The organism is Aeromonas piscicola (assembly GCF_000820005.1).
GTDB lineage: Bacteria > Pseudomonadota > Gammaproteobacteria > Enterobacterales > Aeromonadaceae > Aeromonas > Aeromonas piscicola.
Map to the genome: position 1 here is coordinate 176552 of NZ_CDBL01000044.1, position 22078 is coordinate 198629.

At 62.0% G+C, this 22078-nt stretch carries 22 protein-coding genes and 1 pseudogene; 9 read left to right on the plus strand and 14 right to left on the minus strand.

Annotated elements, in window-relative coordinates; translation table 11 throughout:
* Both exeB and BN1128_RS09895 read right to left on the minus strand, forming a co-directional pair.
* Positions 1-294, minus strand: a pseudogene (gene exeB / locus BN1128_RS09890) (GspB family T2SS assembly factor variant ExeB); the annotation flags it as partial.
* Positions 294-1937, minus strand: a complete 1644-nt coding sequence (locus BN1128_RS09895; RefSeq protein WP_042868162.1) for an ExeA family protein — start codon at positions 1935-1937, stop codon at positions 294-296. The pseudogene exeB and the gene BN1128_RS09895, both read right to left, overlap by 1 nt.
* 272 nt (positions 1938-2209) lie before the next feature.
* Between BN1128_RS09895 and BN1128_RS09900 the strand changes: the two genes are divergently transcribed.
* Positions 2210-3448, plus strand: coding sequence for a multifunctional CCA addition/repair protein (locus tag BN1128_RS09900; RefSeq protein ID WP_042868164.1), 1239 nt, complete (start codon positions 2210-2212; stop codon positions 3446-3448).
* A gap of 130 nt (positions 3449-3578) precedes the next feature.
* Here BN1128_RS09900 and BN1128_RS09905 read toward each other — a convergent pair whose 3' ends face one another.
* From BN1128_RS09905 to BN1128_RS09920, 4 genes are all read right to left on the minus strand, one after another.
* Complete coding sequence (locus tag BN1128_RS09905) at positions 3579-4463, minus strand: hypothetical protein (RefSeq protein ID WP_042868166.1); 885 nt, start codon at positions 4461-4463, stop codon at positions 3579-3581.
* Positions 4464-4517: 54 nt separating this feature from the next.
* Positions 4518-5456, minus strand: coding sequence for a hypothetical protein (locus BN1128_RS09910; protein ID WP_042868168.1), 939 nt, complete (start codon positions 5454-5456; stop codon positions 4518-4520).
* Positions 5457-5555: 99 nt separating this feature from the next.
* Positions 5556-6245, minus strand: a complete 690-nt coding sequence (locus tag BN1128_RS09915; RefSeq protein WP_042868170.1) for an LrgB family protein — start codon at positions 6243-6245, stop codon at positions 5556-5558.
* Positions 6238-6639: a CidA/LrgA family protein gene (locus tag BN1128_RS09920; protein WP_017412989.1), complete on the minus strand. Its 402-nt coding sequence runs from the start codon at positions 6637-6639 to the stop codon at positions 6238-6240. The genes BN1128_RS09915 and BN1128_RS09920 overlap by 8 nt, the downstream gene beginning before the upstream one ends.
* 126 nt (positions 6640-6765) lie before the next feature.
* Between BN1128_RS09920 and BN1128_RS09925 the strand changes: the two genes are divergently transcribed.
* Positions 6766-7641 carry a LysR family transcriptional regulator gene (locus BN1128_RS09925; RefSeq protein WP_042868173.1) on the plus strand — a complete coding sequence of 292 codons (876 nt, stop codon included), beginning with the start codon at positions 6766-6768 and terminating at the stop codon, positions 7639-7641.
* A 6-nt stretch (positions 7642-7647) separates the two neighbouring features.
* Here BN1128_RS09925 and BN1128_RS09930 read toward each other — a convergent pair whose 3' ends face one another.
* Together BN1128_RS09930 and pdxR are read right to left on the minus strand one after the other, a co-directional pair.
* Positions 7648-8526, minus strand: coding sequence for a hypothetical protein (locus BN1128_RS09930; protein ID WP_042868175.1), 879 nt, complete (start codon positions 8524-8526; stop codon positions 7648-7650).
* A gap of 100 nt (positions 8527-8626) precedes the next feature.
* On the minus strand, positions 8627-10054 hold the full coding sequence (pdxR, locus tag BN1128_RS09935; protein WP_042868177.1) for a MocR-like pyridoxine biosynthesis transcription factor PdxR: 1428 nt from the start codon (positions 10052-10054) through the stop codon (positions 8627-8629).
* 132 nt (positions 10055-10186) lie between these two features.
* On the opposite strand from pdxR, the gene BN1128_RS09940 reads away from it, so the two are divergent.
* The 3 genes from BN1128_RS09940 (at position 10187) to BN1128_RS09950 (ending at position 11928) form a co-directional block, all read left to right on the plus strand.
* Positions 10187-10675 carry an OsmC family protein gene (locus tag BN1128_RS09940; protein ID WP_042868179.1) on the plus strand — a complete coding sequence of 163 codons (489 nt, stop codon included), beginning with the start codon at positions 10187-10189 and terminating at the stop codon, positions 10673-10675.
* An 85-nt stretch (positions 10676-10760) separates the two neighbouring features.
* Positions 10761-11198 carry a rhodanese-like domain-containing protein gene (locus BN1128_RS09945; RefSeq protein ID WP_042868181.1) on the plus strand — a complete coding sequence of 146 codons (438 nt, stop codon included), beginning with the start codon at positions 10761-10763 and terminating at the stop codon, positions 11196-11198.
* Entirely contained in the window at positions 11188-11928 is a 741-nt protein-coding gene (locus BN1128_RS09950; RefSeq protein ID WP_042868182.1) for a GNAT family N-acetyltransferase, read from the plus strand. Before BN1128_RS09945 ends, BN1128_RS09950 begins: the two co-directional genes overlap by 11 nt.
* A gap of 49 nt (positions 11929-11977) precedes the next feature.
* On the opposite strand, the gene ybaK is transcribed toward BN1128_RS09950, so the two are convergent.
* The 3 genes from ybaK to BN1128_RS09965 form a co-directional block, all read right to left on the minus strand.
* Positions 11978-12448 (minus strand): Cys-tRNA(Pro) deacylase, encoded by a 471-nt coding sequence (ybaK, locus tag BN1128_RS09955; RefSeq protein ID WP_042868183.1) that lies wholly within the window; start codon positions 12446-12448, stop codon positions 11978-11980.
* A 210-nt stretch (positions 12449-12658) separates the two neighbouring features.
* Positions 12659-13924, minus strand: a complete 1266-nt coding sequence (locus BN1128_RS09960) for an inorganic phosphate transporter (RefSeq protein ID WP_042868184.1) — start codon at positions 13922-13924, stop codon at positions 12659-12661.
* Positions 13925-13949: 25 nt separating this feature from the next.
* Complete coding sequence (locus tag BN1128_RS09965; protein WP_042653142.1) at positions 13950-14630, minus strand: TIGR00153 family protein; 681 nt, start codon at positions 14628-14630, stop codon at positions 13950-13952.
* A 169-nt stretch (positions 14631-14799) separates the two neighbouring features.
* Here BN1128_RS09965 and BN1128_RS09970 point away from each other — a divergent pair, with 169 nt between their 5' ends.
* The gene (locus tag BN1128_RS09970) at positions 14800-15765 is read left to right on the plus strand and encodes a CYTH domain-containing protein (protein ID WP_042868190.1); all 966 of its coding nucleotides are present in this window, start codon (positions 14800-14802) and stop codon (positions 15763-15765) included.
* A gap of 107 nt (positions 15766-15872) precedes the next feature.
* On the opposite strand, the gene BN1128_RS09975 is transcribed toward BN1128_RS09970, so the two are convergent.
* The gene (locus BN1128_RS09975; RefSeq protein ID WP_042868192.1) at positions 15873-16340 is read right to left on the minus strand and encodes an energy transducer TonB; all 468 of its coding nucleotides are present in this window, start codon (positions 16338-16340) and stop codon (positions 15873-15875) included.
* Positions 16341-16495: 155 nt separating this feature from the next.
* The gene (lpxL, locus tag BN1128_RS09980) at positions 16496-17419 is read right to left on the minus strand and encodes an LpxL/LpxP family Kdo(2)-lipid IV(A) lauroyl/palmitoleoyl acyltransferase (RefSeq protein WP_042868194.1); all 924 of its coding nucleotides are present in this window, start codon (positions 17417-17419) and stop codon (positions 16496-16498) included.
* Positions 17420-17735: 316 nt separating this feature from the next.
* Here lpxL and hldE point away from each other — a divergent pair, with 316 nt between their 5' ends.
* Entirely contained in the window at positions 17736-19163 is a 1428-nt protein-coding gene (hldE, locus tag BN1128_RS09985) for a bifunctional D-glycero-beta-D-manno-heptose-7-phosphate kinase/D-glycero-beta-D-manno-heptose 1-phosphate adenylyltransferase HldE (protein WP_042868196.1), read from the plus strand.
* Between the two features lie 174 nt (positions 19164-19337).
* Here hldE and tolC read toward each other — a convergent pair whose 3' ends face one another.
* Entirely contained in the window at positions 19338-20663 is a 1326-nt protein-coding gene (gene tolC / locus BN1128_RS09990; protein ID WP_042868198.1) for an outer membrane channel protein TolC, read from the minus strand.
* 306 nt (positions 20664-20969) lie between these two features.
* On the opposite strand from tolC, the gene nudF reads away from it, so the two are divergent.
* The gene (gene nudF / locus BN1128_RS09995) at positions 20970-21611 is read left to right on the plus strand and encodes an ADP-ribose diphosphatase (RefSeq protein WP_042868200.1); all 642 of its coding nucleotides are present in this window, start codon (positions 20970-20972) and stop codon (positions 21609-21611) included.
* A gap of 46 nt (positions 21612-21657) precedes the next feature.
* The gene (locus tag BN1128_RS10000; protein ID WP_276556205.1) at positions 21658-22059 is read left to right on the plus strand and encodes a DUF1249 domain-containing protein; all 402 of its coding nucleotides are present in this window, start codon (positions 21658-21660) and stop codon (positions 22057-22059) included.
* Positions 22060-22078 lie beyond the last annotated feature (19 nt).

Consider the following 22078-nt stretch of genomic DNA (forward strand, 5'->3'; position numbering starts at 1 on the left):
TTCCGGCAGCGGCGGGGGCAGCGGGCGGGTGATCATGGGCCTGGGTTCGACCCGCACGAACGGCGGCGTGACCACCTCTTTCACCTCCACCGTCTTCTCGATGGGGCGGTTGTTGAGCAGGTGCCAGCCATAGTTGGCGCCGGCCCCCATCAGCAGGGCAAGCGGGGCCAGCAGCCACCAGATCCAGCGCCGGTTCTGCTCCTCTTCCTGGGTGACGGGCAGCCCCATCGCCGGAATATGCGGGGTGAACTGGGGCTGTTCGGCCCGGCGCAGCGCTTTGAGCAGGGTAGACATCAGGAAGCCTCCTCGGACAATGTGGCCATGGGCTCATCGTTCATGGTATCCGGCGTGGCCGGTGTGCTGGCGCGCTGGGACTCATCTTCCAGCTTCGGCATGGGTTCACCGGCCATCACGTTGAGGCGCAGCAGGGTATTGCTGCCGGCGATGCCGTCCGGGTTGAGCCCTTGCTCGCGCTGGAACTGCTGCAACTTGCTCTTCAGCTCGGCGTCGAAGCGACGCACCTTGCGATCCGGCTGTTGCAGGGCACGGCTGAGGGCGTTGTCCAGCCACTGCACCTGGGTCGCCCCGGCATTGTTGCCGATCAGGGCGACGCCGCCCTTGGGCATGCGCCACAGCAGGGTGTAGCTGCCGCCCCAGAAGTCGGACAGCCACTGCCTGTCCACTTGCCAGCTCTGGTTGCCGATGAGCAGGTTGGCCTTGTCCGGCCCCAGACTGACCAGGGTTGCGTAATAGATGCCGCCCGTCTCGTCGGTCAGGCTGATGAGGGCCGGGTGCTGCAGGGCCTGCAGCTCCGCCAGCGAGGCGTCGCCCTCCTGGCAGCGCAAGCCGGCGCGCGGTGCGTTGTCACAGGTCGCCTCCTCCAGCTCGGTCTGGTAGCCCCACACCTTGTAGAGATTCTGCATGGCGCTATCCGGCTCCAGCGCCTGATTGATGGCGCGGGTCAGCTGCTCCTGCTGCTCCGGGGTGTCGTCCACCTTGACCGGCACCTCTACCTTGATCACGGGTCGCTCGGGGAAGAAGCCGAAGAACTGCCAGCCCCACCAGCCGGTGGCGACCAGCAAGGCCCCTGCCAGGGCGACCATGAGGCCGGACTGCCAGGTGCCTTCGTCGCGAATGCCGCTCACCTCATATGCCGCCAGGCTGATGTCGCCGTGGACTATCTTGTGGCTGCCACGGGCGAAGGCGGCGATCAGGGCGCGATCGCAGATGAGGTTGATGAGGCGGGGAATGCCGCCGGAGAGGCGGTGCAGGGTCTGGAGCGCCTTGGGGGTAAAAATGGGCTGGACGCAGCCTGCGACCTGCAGCCGGAAGCGCACATAGGCATCCACGTCCTGATGCGAAAGCGGCAGCAGGTGATAACGGGCAGTGATGCGCTGGGCCAGCTGGCGCAGCAGGGGCTGGCGCAGCATCTGTTGCAGCTCGGGCTGACCGATGAGCACCACTTGCAGCAGTTTCTTCTCGTCGGTTTCCAGGTTGGTGAGCAGGCGCAGTTGTTCCAGCACACCGGGCAGCAGATGCTGGGCTTCATCCACCAGCACCACGCTGCGCTTGCCTGCCGCCAGGTTGGCCAGCAGGTGGTCGCGAATGAGATCGAACAGCAGCTTGAGACCGGCATCCTTGTCGTACGGCAGCTGGAACTCGTCGCAGATGGCCGCCAGCAGGTCACGCTCGGTCAGGGATGGATTGAGGATGTAGGCGATCTTGGTCTCGGCCGGCAACTGCTGCAACAGGCAGCGGGAGACGGTGGTTTTACCGGTTCCCACTTCCCCGGTCAGCAATACGAAGCCTCCCCCATCCTGCAACCCGTAGTTGAGGTGGGCGAGGGCCTCCCCGTGACGTTCACTCATATAGAGGTATTTGGGGTTGGGCGAGATGGAGAACGGGGGCTCCGACAGACCGAAGAACTGTGTGTACATAAGGATCCATTCCATTGTTATGGGCGGCAGGTTAAAGCCTCCCCACCGGGATGTCAAAGACCCGGATGCCATAAGGGGGGCTGGCGCGTCTGGCGGCCAAAACCGCTGTTTTTATCGAATGTGGCCTGGTTGTGGTGGGGATAAGTCAGAGTGGCTGTCGGGCCAAACCGGCCGGGTGATCACGGCGGCCTGATTGCGAGGGAGTGGCGGGCCATCGTGCCCGCCAGGCAAAACCGGTATAATCGAGGCAGGTTTATCAAGGGAGACGTAGATTGCAGACTTATCTGGTTGGGGGCGCGGTGCGGGATCGCCTGCTGGGATTGCCGCAAGGGGATCGGGATCACCTGGTGGTGGGGGCGACCGTGGAGCAGATGCTGGCGTTGGGGTTCAGCCAGGTGGGCCGCGACTTTCCCGTGTTTCTCCATCCCAAGACCCAGCAGGAGTACGCACTGGCCCGCACCGAACGCAAGCAGGGCCGTGGTTACACCGGGTTTGTCTGCCATGCATCCCCCGAGGTGACGCTGGAGCAGGATCTGCTGCGCCGGGATCTCACCGTCAATGCCATCGCCGAGGATGAAGAGGGTCGGCTGCACGATCCCTACGGCGGCATTCAGGATCTGGAACGACGGGTGCTGCGCCATGTCTCCCCGGCCTTTGCCGAGGATCCGCTGCGCATTCTGCGGGTTGCCCGCTTCGCCGCCCGTTTCCACGCCCAGGGCTTCGTGGTGGCCCCCGAGACGCTGGCGCTGATGCGCGAGATGACCGACGCCGGCGAGCTGGCCCACCTGACCCCGGAGCGGGTCTGGAAGGAGCTGGAGAAGGTGCTGTTGGGACAGACACCCCAGATCTTCTTCGAGGTGCTGCGTGAATGTGGCGCCCTCAAGGCGCTGTTCCCGGAGCTGGACGCCCTGTTCGGTGTGCCGGCGCCCGCCAAGTGGCACCCGGAGATCGACACCGGCATCCACACTCTCATGGTGCTGGGGCAGGCGTGTCGCCTTTCCCCCGAGCTGGCGGTGCGCTTCGCCGCCCTGTGCCACGACTTTGGCAAGGGGCTGACTCCGCCCGCCTTCTGGCCGAGCCACCACGGTCACGGCCAGAAGGGACTACCGCTGATCCGCGACTTCTGCGAGCGTTTTCGGGTGCCGAACGACTGCCGCGATCTGGCGCTGCTGGTGAGCGATCTGCACACTCATATCCACATCGCCTTCGAACTCAAGCCCGCGACCCTGCTCAAGGTGTTCGACAAGGCGGATGCCTGGCGCAGACCCGAGCGTTTCGCCCAGCTGCTGGACGCCTGCCGCGCCGACTTCCACGGCCGAACCGGTTTCGAGGAGCGGGTCTATGCCGAGCCCGATTATGTGGCCCAGGCGCTCGGCGCAGCCCAGGCTGTGCCCGTGAAGGATATAGTGGCAGCCGGTTTCAAGGGCGAGGCCATTCGCGAGCAGCTCGCCAAGCGCCGGCTCGATGCCATCAGCCGGGTGCGGGACGAGTGGACCTTCATCGAGGAGTAGGCACGGCTTCTGCCAGCTGTCCGCCATGAAAAAGCCCGGGTCACTGACCCGGGCTTTTTGCTGTGGTGTGTTCCAAGAGGCGCAGGCTGGGGCTGTCGGCCGAGGATGTCGCTGCCCGGGCAAGGTCCGCTCAGGGTTCGCCCGGGCCGAAACGGCCGTGGACGGGGTCGTAGAAATAGGCCTGGTAGTCGAAATCTATGTCCTTGATGAAGGGATTCTCCAGCCGGAACAGGCGGCGGGTGTTGAGGTGGGCAAAGGTGAGGGAGGGCTTGAAGGTCTTGAGCCAGTGCGCCTGCAGCGAGCCGTCTCGCCAGGCGGCCTTGAGCCCGGCCTGTACCCGCTGGATCGCCTGCCGGTTGGCATTGTGGGTGAAGAAGACGCGGGGCAGGGGGTAGTAGAGGGCTATGTTCTCATCCATGACCAGGCCCTTTACCTCCTTGTGGTTCAGCTTCTCCTGAGGCAACTCGTTGATCCCGCGGCAGAAGAGATCGAAACGACCACGCGCCACCATCTTGAACAACTGTTCGTAACCCTCTATCTCCTGCACCCTGAACCCGGCTTGCTGCAGGATCTTCACATCGAGCCAGCCCTTGCCCTGGCCCAGGTCGAACTTTTTCAGTTGCTCCAGGCTGGTGACCCTGGCGACGGCCTCCTTCTGCTGGGGGCTGACGAAGCAGATGCGGTAGCTGACGATGCCGAGATAGATGGGAAAGCGCACATAGTCGACCCCCGTCATGTCACGGCCCGAGTGGTAGCTGTCCATGGCAAACAGGTTGGGATAGTGATCGAAGCGCAGGCTGATCCACATCCTGGCCAATGTCATGGGCGGGGCGGCTTGCAGGCGATAGTCGCCATGGCTGGCGCGAGTTTTCTCCAGCGCCAGCCGCAGCAGCTCACGGTCATAGGTGACTCTGGGATCGTGTTCGCTCTCCGGGCTCATGTAGGTGAACACAGTCGGGGCAGCTGCCAGCACGGGCAGGGCGAGAAACAAGGCAAGCAGTGGGATCCAGCGCATCGTGACCTCCTGTCGGAGAAAGAGACTCCCATGAGTGTAGTGGCTGCGCCCTTGCTAGTGGGTCGGGATCCCCTCGTGCTGCTGTTCATGACTCACGGCTTCGCCGGGTCCGAAGCTGTGGCTGAGGGGGTCGTAGAGATAGGGGCGATAGTCAAAATCCATCTGCCGGAGCAGGGGGTTATCCAGCCTGAACAGCAGGCGCTGGTCCAGTCTGGCAAAGTCGAGTGCGGGCTTGAAGGTCTTGAGCCAGAGCGCCTGCAGCGATCCGTCCTGCCAGGCCAGTTGCAGGCCGGCGCGTATGCGGTGCAGGGCGTGCTGGTTGTCCTTGTGGCTGTAGAAGAGGTGGATGAAGGGGTAGTAGAGAGCCAGGTGCTGATCGACCGTGAGCCGGGCCAGATCCCGGTGGGTTTCCAGTTCGGTAAGCAGCTCGTTGGCTCCCCGGCAGAACAGGTCCAGCCGGCCCCTGGCCACCAGCTTGAACAGCCGTTCGTACCCTTCCACCTCCTGCACCTTGAAGCCGGCATGACGCAAGATGTCGACATCCTGCCAGCCACGGCCCTGACCATGGCTGAACTGCTGCAGATCGGCCAGGGTGCGCACCTGTGCCACCGCCTGCTGCCGCGCCGGGCTGACGAAGCAGATGCGATACCCCAGGATGCCGAGATCCACCGGGAAACGGACATAGTCCAGATCATGAGGGTTTCCGGGAGGCGGGAAGCTGTCGATGGCGAGCAGGTTGGGATAAAGATTGTATTGCAGCACCTGGCGCAGCCGTGTCCGGCTCATGGGCGGGGCCGGGCGCAGCTCGTAATCGCCGAAGCTGTCACGGGTCTTCTCCAGCGCCAGCTGCAGCAGTTGCTGGCCGTAGAGGGTGCGCAGATCCCGATCACTTTCCGGGCTGACGTGGGTCACTATGTCCACGGCCTGCAAGAAGGGGGAGAAGAGCAGACTGCATATCAGCAACCCGAGGGGGATCACGCTGTGGTTCATCATACCGCTCACTTGCATCACATTGAGTTCAGTGTAGCGGCTGGCGGGGGAGGTTTGCCGTCCCTGGCAGGGGAAATTGACCTCGCCTGGCGGCAGGCCGGATTACCAGAACATCTGGCCGAGCAGGGGGGCGAGCAGCACGGTTACCATGCCGGCAATCATCATCACCATGCTGGAGACGACGCCCTCCTCGTTACCCATCTGGTACGCCTTGGCGGTACCGGCGCCATGTGCCGAGGCGCCAAAACCGGCCCCCTTGCCGAGGCGGCTGCGGATGGCGAGCAGGGTGAGCACGCTCTCTCCCACCGCCATGCCGATCACCCCGGTCAGCACCACAAACAGGGCGGTGAGATCTGTCTGGCCGCCGATGGCGCGGGTCGCCTCCACCGCGAACGGTGTGGTGATGGATCGCATCGCCAGGCTGCGCTGCAACATGTCGGAGAGGTGCAGCCAGCGCGCCAGCAGCACAGTGCTGCCCACCGCCATGATGACGGAGGCGACGACCCCGACCGAGAGGGAGAGCCAATGACGGTGGATCAGCTGGCGGTTCTCATAGACGGGCACGGCGAAGGCGACGGTGGCCGGGCCCAGCAGCCAGAGCAGCCAGTGGGACTGGGCCATGTAGTCCTGATAGGGGATGTGAAACAGCAGCACCACTGCCACCAACAGGGTGGGTGCCAGCAGCAGCGGCATCAGCGGCAGTATGCGCTTCTTGCCATAGAGCCACTTGCTGGCGTAGTAGAACAGCAGGGTCAGGACGAAGCAGAGCAGGCCAAGCAGGGTATCAGACATGACGGCGACTCCGGCGGGCGAGCTTCAGTTCTAGTCGATAGACCCTGTCCACCACCAGCGCCGTGGTGCCCAGCACTAGGGTGGTGCTGATCAGCAAGACCAGCATGATGCGCCACCCCTCCTGCAACAGCAGATCCTGATAGTTGACCACGGCCACCACGGCCGGCACGAAGAACAGCAGCATCTCGGCCAGCAGCCAGCGGGCGCCGGCGCTGAACCACTGGGTCTTGACCACGCCGAGCAGGATCAGGACCAGCAGTGCCAGCATGCCGGTGAGGTTGGCGGGCAGCGGCAGATGGAAGGTGCGTACCGCTGCATCGGCCAGCAGCCAGATGGCGGCCAGCAGGGCGATTTGGAAGGGAGTCTGGAACCAGCGAATGCAGAGGGCTTTCATGATGGGTGTCTTTCTGTGAACTGGCTCACAGTATAGAGATAAGCAAAACCTGCAAAAAATGAATTTAAATTATCAAATTCATGCCAAAGAGGCATGATTAAGGCTCGCCGCCTGTGAGAGAGCACCATGGATATCCGAGCCCTGCGTTACTTTGTCGAACTGGTGCGGGAGCAGAGCTTCACCCGCGCCTCCGAGAAGCTGTTCGTCACCCAGCCCACCATCAGCAAGATGATCCGCAACATCGAAGAGGAGCTGGGTCAGCCGCTGCTTAACCGGGAGGGGCGCCGCTTCACCCTGACCGACAGCGGCCAGGTGCTGTTCAACCGGGCCCAGACCATATTGGCCGAGATGCAGCAGCTGGAGGCGGAACTCGCCGATCTGCAGAGCCTGCAATTTGGCCGGTTGGCCCTCGGCATCCCGCCCATGGTGGGCCACGTCTATGCGGATCTGATCCGCACCTATCGCAGCCGCTATCCCAAGGTGGAGCTCTCCATCGTCGAATATGGCGGTCGGCGCATCGAGCAGGCGGTGCTGGCGGGGGAGCTGGATCTCGCCATCACCATGTTGCCGACCAAAGAGGGGGGCGCCCTGAGCGCGCTGGAGCTGGATCAGTATCCTATCCAGGTGGTGTTGCCTGACTTGCCGCGCTGGCGCGCGTGCCGCGAGATCCGGCTGGAGGATTTGCGTGATGAGCCCTTCCTGCTCTACACCCAGGCCTTCACCCTGAGCGAGCGGCTGGAGCAGGCGTGCCAGCAGGCGGGTTTCGTGCCCCAGGTGGCGGCTCGCAGCAGCCAGTGGGACTTTCTCACCGCCATGGTGCGCAGCGGCATGGGGGTCGCCTTTTTGCCCGAACCCATCTGCCGTCGGTTGACACCGGACGGGCTGGTGCTGCGGCCGCTTTTACCTGAACTCAGCTGGCGGCTCGGGGTGATCTGGCCGAGCGAACGCTATCTTTCCCGCACCGCCGAGGCCTGGCTGGCGCTCTGCCGCGAGCAGGGCTGAGCCTCATCAGGGCTCGCCGAAGTGATCCGTCATGGGGTTGTAGAAGTAGGGGCGGTAGTCGAAGTTGATCCCCTCGAGGAAGGGGTTTTCCAGTCGCAGCATGCGCCGCTGCTTGAGCCCGGCAAAGGCGATGGCGGGGCCGAATCTGCGGCGCCACAAGGCCTGCAGCGAACCGTCCTGCCAGGCTTGACGCAGCCCTGTCTCCACCCGTTTCAGGGCCTCGCCGTTTGCCGCATTGGTATAGAAGACCCTGGGCAGCGGGTAGTAGAGCAGCAGGTAGGGATCCATCTTCAGACCCCCTATGTCCTTGTGAGTCAGCAGCTCGCTGCGCAGTTCGCTCGCCCCTCGGCACAAGAGATCGAACCGGCCGCGCGCCACCATCTTGAACAGCATCTCGTAGCCATCCACCTCCACCACCTTGAGACCTGCGTGGCGCAGTATCTCCACATCCAGCCAGCCCTTGCCCTGGCCAAAGGTGAAACGGCGCAATCCTGCCAGATCATGCACCTCTGCCAGGGCCGCCTGCCGTTGGGGGCTGACGAAGCAGATGCGATAGCTGACGATACCGAGATGAATGGGGAAACGGACATACGCCAACCCTTTGCCATCACGCGTGCTGCTGTAGCTGTCCATGGCAAACAGGTTGGTGAAACTGTTGAGTTGCAGGCTGAGCCGTACCCGGGCCTTGGTCATGGCCGGGGCGGGCACCAGCTCATAGTCGCCGAAGGTGTCACGGGTCTTGTCGAGGGCGAGACGCAGCAGCTCCCTGTCATAGGTCATGCGCGGATCCCGTTCGCTCTCCGGACTGATGTAGGTGAAGCGGGTGGCCGCCATCAGAATGGAAGGGAGGAAAAGGCAGAGGGTCAGAAACAGGAGTCTATACATCTCGGCTAGGCTATACGACTTTGGTCCGTCCATTATAGTCCGGCGCCCGGGGCTGCGCCCTGCCCCTGGGCCGGCTTGCCTCGCTACCAGAATGATCCCGTCAGGACGACGCCATCAGGCTGCCCAGCTGGCGACAGAGCCGGCGCAGGGTCTGGTTGTCGAGGGCGCCAAAGCCGAGCAGCCAGCCTTCCAGATCCCGCTCACCGAGATAGAACTGGCCGAGCGGGCGCAGGCCAATACCCATGTCATTGGCGCTCTTGGTCCAGCGGGCCTCGCCGCCGGCGGGCAACAGCACGGCGCACTGCAAACCGGCGCCGCTGTGGATGGGGGTGAGCTGCGGACAGTGGCTGGCCAGCTCGGTTAGCAGCAGGTCGCGCCGGCTCTGGTAGATGAGCCGGCTCTGGCGCAGGTGGGCCGCAAAATGACCGGCGCGGATGAAGTCCGCCGTGACCGCCTGCTGCAACTGGTTGCTGTGGCCATCAAAGGCCGCCCTGGCCTGGCAGAAGGCACTCATCAGCGGCCTTGGCAGCACCAGATAGGCGAGTCGAAGCGAGCCGAACAGCACCTTGCTGAAGGTACCCACATAGATGACTCTCCCCTGGCTATCCAGCCCCTGCAGGGCGGGGAGCGGCCGCTGATCGTACTGATATTCCCCATCGTAATCGTCTTCCAGGATCCAGGCGCCATGACGCTCGGCTTCCCTCAGCAACGCCATTCGGCGGGCGAGGCTCATGGGCACGCCCAGGGGGTACTGGTGGGCTGGCGTGGTATAGATGAGGCGCGGTGCCGGGTGTTGCCCCAGTGGATTGAGCCCCTCTCCATCCACAGGCACGGGGTGGACTCTGGCACCGGCGCTCTCCATGGCGGTATGGGCCCCGGGGTAGCCGGGATCCTCTACCCAGACGGTATCACCGGCATCGATGAGTAGCTGGGTCGCCAGCAGTATCCCCTGCTGGGAGCTGGTGAGGATCAGGATCTGATCCGGCTCGCACACCACGCCGCGGGACTGCACCAGATAGCTGCTGATGGCGCTGCGCAGCTCGGGCAAGCCTTGCGGGTCGCCATAGTTCATCCAGCGTTCGCCCTGCTGACGCCACTGCTGCTGCATCAGCCGACCCCAGAGTGCATGAGGGAAGAGGCGGGAGTCCGGCTGGCTGGAGGCAAAGGAGGCGCCGACGTCTGGTGTGTCATGACAGGCACCGCCTGCTGCCATCTCCTGACCACGGCGGGAGAGTCCGGCCGCCGACTGGGGCGGACGTGGCGCCGGGCACACCGCTGCCAGCGCCACGAAGCTGCCGGCCCCCACCTTGCGCACCAGATAGCCCTCCGCCTCCAGCCGGCCATAGGCCAGCTCCACCGTGCTGCGGGAGACCCCCAGATCCCCTGCCAGCATACGGCTGGCGGGCAGCCGGCTATGTTGGGGCAGGTGGCCGGCCAGGATGGCACCACGCAGGGTGCGCACCAGCTGCTCGTGCAGCGGCAGCTCGCTGGCTTGCTGAGTGGCAAACAGGGTTGGCAGGGCGGGCATGGCTATCTCCGGCGCTTGGCATAATTGGTCTGCCCATATTGGCAAAATTGGTCGGCGTGGCAAGGCCATTATGTCGCTACATTGAGGCTCAAGGTTCGGGATCAACAGATATTGGCAATGAAAGGAGTCTGCATGTCGGAATACAGCGCCACCATCAGCTGGCAGTGCGGGGCTGGCGAGCCCTTCGTCGATCAGCGCTACAGTCGAGCCCACTGGTGGGAGTTTGATGGCGGCGTCAGGGTGCCCGCCTCCTCCTCCCCGCACGTGGTGCCCTTGCCCTGGTCGGTGGCCGAGCACGTCGACTCCGAGGAGGCCTTCGTCGCGGCCCTCTCCAGCTGCCACATGCTCACCTTCCTCTGGCTGGTGGCCAGGGCGGGTTATCGGGTGGCGAGCTACCGGGACGAGGCGGTGGGCATCATGGAGGCAGACGACAGGGGTCGCCAGTCCATCACCAGGGTCACATTGCAGCCGCGGGTGCAGTTTGCCGGCGACCGGCAGCCCACCCTGGCCGAGCTGGAGCAACTGCACCATCAGGCCCACGAGGAGTGCTTCATCGCCAACTCGGTCAGGACCACAGTGATCACCAAAATCGAGCTGTGGTCACGGGAGGCTTCACTATGAGCCATCTATTGGGCACCGACCTCATCAGCCAGGTCAAAACCATCGCCACCACCCGGATCCGGGTTTAGCCACAAGGAGCTTCACCATGAGTCATGTATTGAGTACGGGTCTTGCCAGCCCGGTGGATGCCAGCGCCTTCTTCGAGGCCCAGCTGAGATTTCGCACCGACCCGGCGGATCTGGCCGCCGATCTGCTGGGAAAAGAAGATCGCATCGTCGTTATCGACACCCGCTCCGCCGAGCATTACCGGCTGGGGCATATTCCCGGAGCCGTCTCTTTCCCCCATGGCTCCATGAATCCGGCTACGACGGCGACCCTTGCGCGGGACAAGGTTTATGTCTGCTACTGCGACGGCATAGGCTGCAACGGCTCGACTCAAGGGGCCTACAAACTGGCGGCGCTGGGCTTTCAGGTCAAGGAGCTGATCGGCGGCCTGCACTGGTGGCACCAGGACGGCTTTGCCGTCGCCCTCGGTGAGGATGTGGGCGTTTTGCAGGAAGGAGGAATTACCTGTGGCTGCTGATCATCATCTGAACGAGTTCGGCCAAGTGGTTGGCGTCTGCTTGCCCGACTGGCGCGGGGTCGAGTTTCCTCCCCATCGGCCACTGTCAGGCTGGGGCTGCCGGCTGGATCCGCTGGATCCCGAGCGTCATGGCCCGGGCCTCTGGCAGGCGTTCTCCACCGACAGCGGGGCCATGTGGACCTACCTCACCAGCGGGCCTTTTGCCGATGAGGCGGCCATGGGCATCTGGTTGCGAGAGTGCGCCGCCAAGGCGGATCCCCAGTTCTACACCATCTTCGACGAGCATGGCGAACAGCCGCTGGGGCTGGCCAGCTACCTGCGCATCGATCCCCAGGCGGGCAGCATAGAGGTGGGCTGGTTGCACTTTTCCCCCGCTCTGCAGCGCTCGCGGCTGGCGACGGCGGCCATGGTGCTGATGATGGCCAACGCCTTTGCCCTCGGCTACCGGCGCTACGAGTGGAAGTGCAACGCGCTCAACCAGCCCTCCTGGCAGGCGGCGCTGCGCCTCGGTTTCAGTTACGAGGGGACCTTTCGCCAGAGCCGGGTGGACAAGGGGCGGGCACGGGACACCGCCTGGTTCTCGGTGATCGACGGCGAGTGGCCAGGGTTGAAGGAGTGTTACGAGCGCTGGCTGGCCGAGGAGAACTTCGATGAGGCCGGCAGACAGCGGTTGCGGCTATCCGAGCTGACAGCCGCCTGTCGTACCAATGACGACTTGCCGGCCCCCTGACCCGACAAAACAAACGAGGCCCCGTCAGCGGGCCTTGTCATTTCGGGCGTTACTCATGGTGCTCGCCTATGGGGGCTGCGATCCACTTCAGCAGGGTCAGCATGTCCTGTGGCGCCACCCCGACCGAGAGGCCGCGCTTGCCGCCGCTCACCAGTATCTCGTCAAACGCCATGGCGGAGTCGTCGAGCACTGTGGGCAGCAGCTTTTTCTGGGCCAGCGGGCTGATGCCGCCCACCTTGTAACCGGTCAGCTTCTCGGCCTCGGCCGGTTTCATCATCTCCACCTTCTTCAAACCTGTGGCCTTGGCCAGCTGCTTGAGGCTACACATGCCCGATGAGGGCACTATGGCGACCACAGCCTGTTTGTCGTGATGGGCGACTAGGGTCTTGAACACCTGGGCTTCCGGCAGGCCGAGCTGGGTCGCGGCATGCTTGCCGAAATCGTCGTGAGCTTCGCACTCATAGGGGTAGAGCTTATGAGGGATCTTGAGCTTTTTCAGGAGGTTGATGGCAGGGGTCATGATAAGTGCCTTGAGTCAAAACAAGGCCAAACAGTCTGCGCCTGCCGGGCAGGGGATGCAAGCCGGTCGCAGCGGCCGGAGGTGGCATGCCCGAAATTGTGAAGAGATACAGTGCCAAGCGCCGCCGACTCCTCACTTCCCATGCTCCGGATAAAGAGGGATATAAAAAAAGCCCGGGTCAGTGACCCGGGCTTTTTGCTGCTGCGCGTATCAGGAGAAACAGGCTTGCAGCACGTAGAAGATGGCGATGGCCAAGATGGCACCAGCGGGCAGGGTGATGATCCAGGAGACCACTATGTTGCGCAGTACGCCCAGGTTCAGGGCGGCGATGCCACGGGCCAGACCGACACCCATCACGGCACCCACCAGGGTCTGGGTGGTGGAGATGGGCAGACCCGTACCGGAGGCGATCACCACGGTCGCGGCTGTGGCCAGCTGGGCGGCGAAGCCACGGCTCGGGGTCAGGTGAGTGATGCCGGTACCGACGGTAGCCATCACTTTCTCTCCCATGGTCGCCAGACCTATCACTATGCCTATGCCGCCGAGCGGCAGGATCCACCAGGCGATGGTGGACTGACCGGCGATCTGACCGGCGCTGTCGACGATGGAGACCACGGCGGAGAGCGGACCTATGGCGTTGGCCACGTCGTTGGAGCCGTGGGCAAAGGCCATGGCACAGGCGGTGATCACCATCAGGATGCCGAATACCTTCTCCACGTTGGCGAAGTGCATCTTGCTGTCATCCTGCGGGTTGTATTGCTGGCCGCGAATGTAGAGCCAGCCGGCAAACGCCACCGCGATGGAGATGACGATGGAGAGCAGGATCCCTTCGCCGTCGCTCAGGTGCAGACCAACGTGGGTCAGCCCCTTCTTGATGGTCACCAGACAGATCACCAGAGCGGTCAGGAACATGTAGAACGGCACGTAGCGCTTGGCGTTGGCCAGGGGATCATCTGTGTTGAAAATGAGCTTCTGCACGCTGATGAACATGAAGTAGGCGATGATGCCGGAGATGGCCGGGGTGATGATCCAGGAGCCGACTATGCCGCCGAACTTGCTCCACTGTACCGCTTCCGGGCCTATGCTCACCACGGCGAAGCCGACGATGGCGCCTATGATGGAGTGGGTGGTGGAGACGGGCCAGCCGAAGTAGGAGGCCAGGATCAACCAGGCACCGGCCGCCAGCAGGGAGGCGATCATGCCGAGCACCAGCAGATCCGGTGTGTCGGCAAAGGCGTTGGTATCTATGATGCCATTGCGGATGGTGGCGGTCACTTCGCCGCCGGCCAGATAGGCACCGGCAAACTCGAAGATCATGGCGATGATGATTGCCTGACGGATAGTCAGGGATTTGGTGCCGACCGATGTGCCCATGGCGTTGGCCACGTCATTCGCGCCTATACCCCAGGCCATCAAAAAGCCGAACAAGGCCGCCACGAGCACCAGAGTAGTGCCGTAATTCGCGATAATGTCCATTAATAGTGTTTACCCAGTCAGTCGATTACGAACGAGCCAGCATCAGTTCCAGACGGGCGCCAACGCGCTCGGCCTGATCTGCCAGGTCACCTACCCATTCGAGGATCTTGTAGAGGAACATAACGTCGATCGGATTGTATTTCTGCTCAACGGCTTGCAGCTGTTGGCGCAGTCCGATCTGCATGGTGTCAGTATCGTCCTCGATAAGATCCAGCTGGTGGATCATCTCGGCAACCATTTCAACTTCACGTCCTTTGAAGCCGGTTTCGAGCAGCTCATCGAGTTCTCCGATGGCTTTTTCGGCTTGGGCGGTCGCATCGATACAACGTTTGAGATAGGCCATGAAATCGGCACGCATCTCGGCAGGGAATTCCATTCGACGACCAAGCATGCGGCCGGAGATATCCTTGGCACGGTTGGCAATCTTGTCTTGCTGGGTCAGCAGCTCCAGCAGGTCGGTACGGGCGACCGGCAGGAACAGGCCGCGAGGCAGTTTCAGACGAATTTCACGCTTGAGGATGTCAGCCTCTTTTTCCAGCTGGGCTATCTGCTGCCGGATCTTCTCGGCATCTTCCCAACGGTCTTCGGCAACGGCATCAAAGAAGGGAATGAGCTGCTCGCAGCACACGTGAACCTTGACGATATGCTTCTGCAGCGGCTTGATGGGGGACTTGGCAAAAAGCCCCAAAATAGTATTTACTGGCATGGCCAAACCTGTGTCGGTGAAAAAACACTCGATACGATTTTATGAGGGGCGCATGGTAACCGAACTGCGCCATCAATAAAACCGTGAATTAATCCTGATGTATCGCAGGCATTATATCCTCGCGTTTCACATCATGCCCCCCAAAGTTGCCTGCCAGCCCGGAATGACTATGCAAACTGAGATCGAGATAAAGTTTTTTGTCTCACAAGATATTCAACAGCCACTATTCAAGCTTCTGAATTCACTCGAAATTATATCAAGCTCCCAGGTCGAACTAGGCAATGTCTATTTTGATACGCCGACCCTGGATTTACGTCAGCTGGAAATGGGATTGCGTATTCGTCGCAGCGATGATTTTGCCGAGCAGACGATTAAATGTCGGGGTCAGGTGGTGGGGGGATTGCATGCCAGGCCCGAATATAATGCCCCCGTGCATGGCGATGTGCCCCTGCTTGCCGCTTTTCCAGTCGAGCTTTGGCCGAGTGTGGTGGTGCGCGACGAAATCCAGGGCAAGTTGGTTGCCCAATTCAGGACCGACTTTCTGCGCCGTCACTGGCTGGTAGCCTTCGAGGGGGCCGAGATCGAGCTGGCCTGGGATCAGGGCGAGATCGTCGGTTCGCTGGGCAAGACCTGCATCGATGAGCTGGAGCTGGAACTCAAGTCCGGCGATGCCCGCGCTCTGTTCGGGTTGGCAGAGCAGCTGGCCGGGCTCGGTGGGGTCAGGCTGGGGGCGCAATCCAAGGCGCAGCGCGGCTATCGGCTGGCGGGACTCGGCAAGCCGCTGGCGCTGCAATCCTTGCCTGTGGCCAATGGGGTCGATGCCGCTATGCGCATCACCGCGGGCCTGCAACATTGGCAACATCACGAGCAGTACTGGCTGGAACAGGCGGACTCTGAGCCGCGACGCCTGGCGCTGCAAGAGATCCGGCAAGGGGTTGCGTTCATCGTCGAGGCTGCCGCTCCGCGGGCGCCAGTGTGGCTGGCGACGCTGACCGATTTGTCGACTCATCTGGCCTTGTTGGCCCAGGCACCGGCCGACACTGAGCGGCAAGCGGCCCTGTCGATGCTGTTCCATCGCGCCGACTATGTGCGGTTGCAACTGGCCATCGCCGCCTGGCTGCACGCGGGGGCATGACATCCGTGCCTTGCAGGGCGCGGCGGTGACGGACAATGGTGACAACGAAAAAGGTGAGCCTGGGCTCACCTTTTTCATGTGGGATGTACTGCCAGACGAGGCTGTGCTCAGACCTGGGTGTAGACCTGCCCCGTGCTGCGGACCATGTCTTCACCCTGGCAGAGCTGCGCCAGCCCGCTGGTGTCACAGGGCTGGCCGTTATGTTCGATGCAGAATTCGAACCGGGTCCGGGACTTGACGGGGAGATGGCCCGAATTGGCGGTGGTTGCCTGCCATTGCCACTGCTGCAGCGTCTCTATTGCGGCCTCGCTGAATGCATCGTCACTGCGTGCCAGCACGCGGATCTGCTCGGCCCGGCCCGCTTCATTGATCACGTATTCGAGCGAGGTACACCCCATCTTTTCGGCCAGTATGGCCTCCTTGGGATAGCGGGATTCGTTCCTGCTGAGAGGGCTCCACTGGGCATTCACATCCGTGATATCGCTCAGGGGGAGAGAGGTGAGGTGCACGCTCTGGGTCTGGTGACTGCAACCTGCCAATACGCACAGGGCGCCCAGTAAAAGAGTGGCTTTCATGTTCGCTTCCCTTCGTTTGTTTTATTGTTCCTGGCGGAGCCTGGCCCGCCGCTCGGCACTGCCATTAATAAAATATTCAGCCACGAATGAAAACCCTTTCCGGGCTGCAGGTCAGAAAAAACCGCCTCGCGGCGGTTTTTTCATCCCTTTCTGACTCAGTAGTAGCCTGCGTCATCCGGATTGGGCCGGGTCTTGAAACGACGGTGCAGCCACATGTACTGCTCGGGGGCTTTGCGAACTGCAGCCTCTATCTCCTTGTTGGCGCGGGTGGCATCGGCCACGTCATCGCCACTGGGGTAGTCGGCGAGCGGCGCTCCTATATGCAAGACGTAGCCCTCTTTGGTACGGATGTTGTAGCAGGGCAGGGTGACGGTATTTTTCACCCGTGCCAGGGTGGCGGTGCCGGTGATGGTGGCGGCCTGTTCGACCGCGAAGTAGGGCACGAACACGCTGGCGTGAGCACCGTAGTCGTGATCCGGCGCATACCAGAGGGCGTCGCCGTTGCGCAGCGCCTTGATCATCCCCTTCACGTCCATGCGGTCCACCAGATACTTGTTGGAGGCGCAGCGACCGTGGTACTGGGCATATTCCAGCACCGGATTGGTGTTGGGGCGGTAGACGCCGACCCCGGGTCGCACCAGGCCGAAGCAGCGGGCGTTCAGCTCCAGCGTCAGGAAGTGGCAGGAGAGCAGCAACATGCCCTGGCCCTTCTCCATGGCGGCGATGACGTGCTCTTCCCCTTCCACCTTCATCAGGTTGCGCATCCGCCAATCCGGCCAGAACCAGGCCATGCCCACCTCGAAGATGGCGCAGCCGACGCTCTCGAAGTTGGCCTTGAGCAGCTTCTCCCGCTCATCCTTGGTCAGCTCGGGCAGCGCCAGTTCCAGATTGCGGCGGGCAATCTTGACGCGGGATTTCAGCAGCTTGCGGGCGAGACGACCCAATTGACGGCCCAGCCACATCTGGCTGCGCCAGGGCAGCAATACCAGCAGCCAGAGCAGGCTGAGGCCGAGCCAGCTGCCCCAGTAGCGGGGGTGGAACAGATGGGGGTCGAGGCGGGGTGCATTATCGTGGGCCATGAAAAGTCTCTTGTTCACAATCGCAATGGGCCGGGGAAATCCGGCCGAAAAGGGGAGGCGATAAAGGCACGTGGATATCCTGGTCGGACAGTTTTACTCGCAATCGGGGGATTCTAGCCGAAAAGCGGGGTCGGGGGCGAATGGCTATGCGCTGGTCAGAGGGGCTGCTTGCGTCTGAGCCGCGTGGTGCGAAATGTAACTATGGGTTTCCTCAAGTTTCCTTAAATGGAAACCACAGGTTTGCTTTTTCTACACCGTATAAAAGAGTGTGATAAAATCCGGGACTGAATTTTTCAGGTTTTGAGAGTCGATACAGATGAAGATCACCCTGCCCGAGTTTGAAAAAGCCCGCGTTCTGGTCGTTGGCGATGTCATGTTGGACCGCTATTGGCATGGCCCCACCGGCCGGATCTCGCCCGAGGCCCCGGTGCCCGTGGTCAAGGTTGAACACATCGAGGAGCGCCCGGGTGGCGCCGCCAACGTGGCACTCAACTCTGCCGCCCTGGGTGCTCACGCCGTGCTGCTGGGCCTGACCGGTCAGGATGAGGCCGCCGATGCTCTGGCTGGCCAGATGGCTGGCGTCAAGGTCGCCTGTGATTTCGTTCGTCTGGCCGACTATCCGACCATCACCAAGCTGCGGGTACTGTCCCGCAATCAGCAACTGCTGCGCCTCGACTTCGAGGAAGCTTTCCACGATGTCGATTCCACTCTGCTGATGAACAAGGTGGAGCAGGCGCTGCCTAACAGCGACGTGATGATCCTCTCCGACTATGGCAAGGGTGCCCTCAACGACGTTCCCGGCATGATCCAGCGTGCCCGCGCCGCCGGCATTCCCGTACTGGTCGACCCCAAGGGGACCGAGTTTGAGAAGTATCGCGGCGCCACCCTGCTGACCCCCAACATGTCCGAGTTCGAGGCCGTGGTGGGCAAGGTGAAGGGTGAAGAGGATCTGGTCGCCAAGGGGCTGGAGCTGGTCAAGCGTTTCGAGCTGGAGGCTCTGCTGGTTACCCGTTCCGAAAACGGCATGACCCTGATCCGCGAAGGTCAGCCAGAGCTGCACCTGCCGGCCCAGGCCCACGAGGTCTACGACGTGACGGGTGCCGGTGATACCGTCATCTCCACCTTGGCCACTTCTCTGGCCGCCGGCATGAGCCTGGACGAGGCGTGTGCCTTGGCCAACACCGCCGCCGGTATCGTGGTAGGCAAGCTGGGCACCTCCACCGTCAGCCCGGTCGAGCTGGCCAATGCTCTCTACACCGAGCAGGAGACCGGTTTTGGCGTCATGTCCGAGGCTCAGCTCAAGATTGCCGTGCAGGCTGCCCGCCTGCGTGGCGAGAAGGTGGTGATGACCAACGGCTGCTTCGACATACTGCACGCCGGTCACGTCTCCTACCTCGCCAATGCCGGCAAGCTGGGGGATCGCCTGATAGTGGCGGTCAATACCGATGACTCTGTCCGTCGCCTGAAAGGGCCGGGTCGCCCGGTCAATTCGACCGACCGTCGCATGGCCGTGCTGGCTGCGCTGGGCGCAGTGGACTGGGTGGTGCCCTTCGCCGAAGACACGCCCCAGCGGCTGATCGCTGAAGTGCTGCCCGACCTGCTGGTCAAGGGTGGTGACTACAAGCCGAAGGATATCGCCGGTTACGACGAGGTAACCGCCAACGGTGGCGAGGTGCGCGTGCTCAACTTCGAGGATGGCTGCTCCACCTCCGACATCATCAAGACCATCCGCGAACGCGGATGAGTCAAAACCCGGCCCAGGCCGGGTTTTTTATGTCTGGCGCGCGCCAGAGGGCGGCAGTGACACTGCTGCGGCACCAGCCAGCGGTAAAGCAACCGGCCGGTGTGGGCAACAGAAAGCGCAGATAACGAAAAGGCGACCCTGAGGTCGCCTTTTTCATGGCATGAGCTGCGGGGCTCAGGACTTCTTGGTGACCTGGGCTGCAGGCATCAGCCCCTGGTTCACCTCTTCCAGATCCTTTTGCTCAAGTGTGCCGGCGGCCTGCTTGAGGGAGAGGATGCTGAGGATGTAGTTGTAGCGGGCTTCGGAGAGCTTCTGCTTGGCCTGGTACAGCTTGCGGGTGGAGTCCAGCACGTCGACTATGGTGCGGGTACCGACCTCATAGCCGGCCTCGGTCGCCTTGAGGGCGCTGTCGGCGGAGATGACGGACTGGCTGTAGGCGCGCACCGAGCCGATGCTGGCGTTCACGTTGTTGTAGGAAGAGCGAACAGTGCTCTGCACCGAGCGGAAGCTGCGCTCCAGCTGCTCGCTGGCGGCCACGTAGTTGAACTGTGACTGCTTGACCTGGGAGGTGGTTGCACCACCCGTGTAGAGCGGCAGCTTGAAGTTCAGGCCAATGTTGCCCTGATTGCTGTTGCTCTCGGGGTTGCGGATCTCGTCCTTGTAGTCGTTGTAGCTGGTGGAGAGACCGGCGCCCAGATCCACGGTCGGCTCGTGACCCGTCTTGGCCAGATCAATCTGTTCCTTGGCGATGTCCTTGCCGATGCGGGCGCTGTGCAGTTGCAGGTTTTTGTCCAGCGCCAGCTCCAGCCACTTGTCGGAGTTGAACGGAGTCTTTTGCGGGGTGAAGCGCTCAGTGTTGAGCACGTCCAGCTGACGGTGGTCTATGCCGGTCAGTTCACGCAGACTCTCGTAGCTGTTGTCCAGGGTGTTTTCGGCATTGATCTCGTCCGCCAGGGCCTGGTCGCGCTCGGCCTCGGCCTCATGCACGTCCGTGATGGCGGTCAGGCCCACTTCGAAGCGCTGCTGGGTCTGTTCCAGCTGGCGTTCCACCGCAGCCTTGTTGGCGCGAACGAACTCCAGGGTGTCCATCGCCTTGAGCACGTCGAAATAGGCCTGGGAAGTACGCAGCATCAGGTTCTGGACTTCGAGGTTATAGGCCACATCGGACTGGGTAGCGCTCTTCTCTGTCAGATCCAGATTGACCCAGTTGCTGCGGCGGTAGATGGACTGATCCAGCGAGAGGGAGCCGGTGGCGTTGCTGTTGGTCTGGGTGTCACCCTTGTTCTGCAGGTAGTTCAGACCGGCACCCAGATTGATTTGGGGCAAGAGGGCTGCGCGGGATTCATTGATCTTCTCGAAAGCCTGGTCACGCTTGGCCTTGGATTCCAGCAACTGGGTGTCCTTGATCTGAGCCTGTTGGTAAATATCGAGCAGGTTTTCGGCATGAGCGCCGGCGCTGACGCCCAGCAACACCATGGCTGACAAGAGTGTTCTTTTCATAGATCGTTTTAACCTTATGTATTAACCCAAAGCTGTCGCTGGATGAAGGAGGGGTATTGTCACTGACCAAGCTTGATTTCAGCTTAATCACTCTACTATAAGCAAAATTTTATGCTAACTGTCTCTTTTCCAGCGACAGGAACGTCAAGCACGAGGGGGAGTTTTCTCCCCCTCGTGCCTAGCCAAATGCCCTGTGGCTGCTAAAATCCATCCCTCATCTCCGTCGGGAACGAGTGAATGAATGTTCATTCATGTTCTCGGATTTTATGGTCAAACCGAGCCAAGTCAAGCTGGCGGGAGTCTCGTATGTCGCAGCAAGCCTTGCCCCAAACCCGTCACTTTTCTGCCGATGATGTAAAAATTATCGAGAAATCATCGGGATATAACGGCTTCTTCAAAGTGAATGTCTATCGCCTGCAGCACAGGTTATTTGCGGGGGGCTGGAATGAACCCATAGTGCGCGAGCTGTTCGAGCGCGGCCATGCCGGCGCCCTGCTGCCCTATGACCCTGTGCGCGACCAGATCGTGCTGGTGGAGCAGTTCCGCATCGGCGCCATCGAGACCAGCCCCACACCCTGGCTGCTGGAGCTGGTGGCCGGCATCATAGATGAAGGGGAGACCGCCGAAGCCGTGGTGCGCCGGGAGGCGGTGGAAGAGGCGGGCATCGAGGTGGGTCGCTGCGAGCATGCCATCAGCTATCTGGTGAGTCCGGGTGGCAGCACGGAGCGGATCGAGGTCTATGTGGGCGAGGTGGATGCCAGCAAGGCCGAGGGGATCCACGGTCTGGCGGAGGAGGGCGAGGATATTCGGGTGCACGTGGTGAGCCGCGAGCAGGCCTATGCCTGGCTCAAAGAGGGGCGTATCGACAACGCGGCCTCCGTCATCGCGCTGCAGTGGCTGGCCCTCAATCACGGCGAGCTGCGGGCTCGCTGGCTGGCGGGGCGTTAAGGTGGGGCTCGTTCACACCCAGGCCAGGCGCTATGTGCCTGACTTGATGTCCTTGCAGCGGACCTGCGAGGTGAATTATATGGCCTTGATGAAGCTGCTGCCGCCGGGCGGCACAGTCGGGGCCGAACGCCGCTATCAGGTGGGCAACGGCCTGCAGTTCCAGCTTACTGTCAGCGAGGAGAGCCGCTTCACCAGCCAGGTGATCTTGGCCCAGCATAACCCGGAATTGCCGAGCTACTTGCAGGCTCGCATAGAGATTCGTTTGTATCATGACGTGCGGATGGCGGAAGTGTGTGCGGCGCAACAGATTTCGAGGTTGCAACCACGTTATGATTATCCCAATAAAAAAATGCACCAGCGAGATGAAAAGGAGCAGGTAAATCTGTTCCTGGCCGATTGGCTAAGATTTTGTCTCAGACATGGTACCAGCCTGATAAACATCCTCTAGTTGAACTTATAAAAAGAAG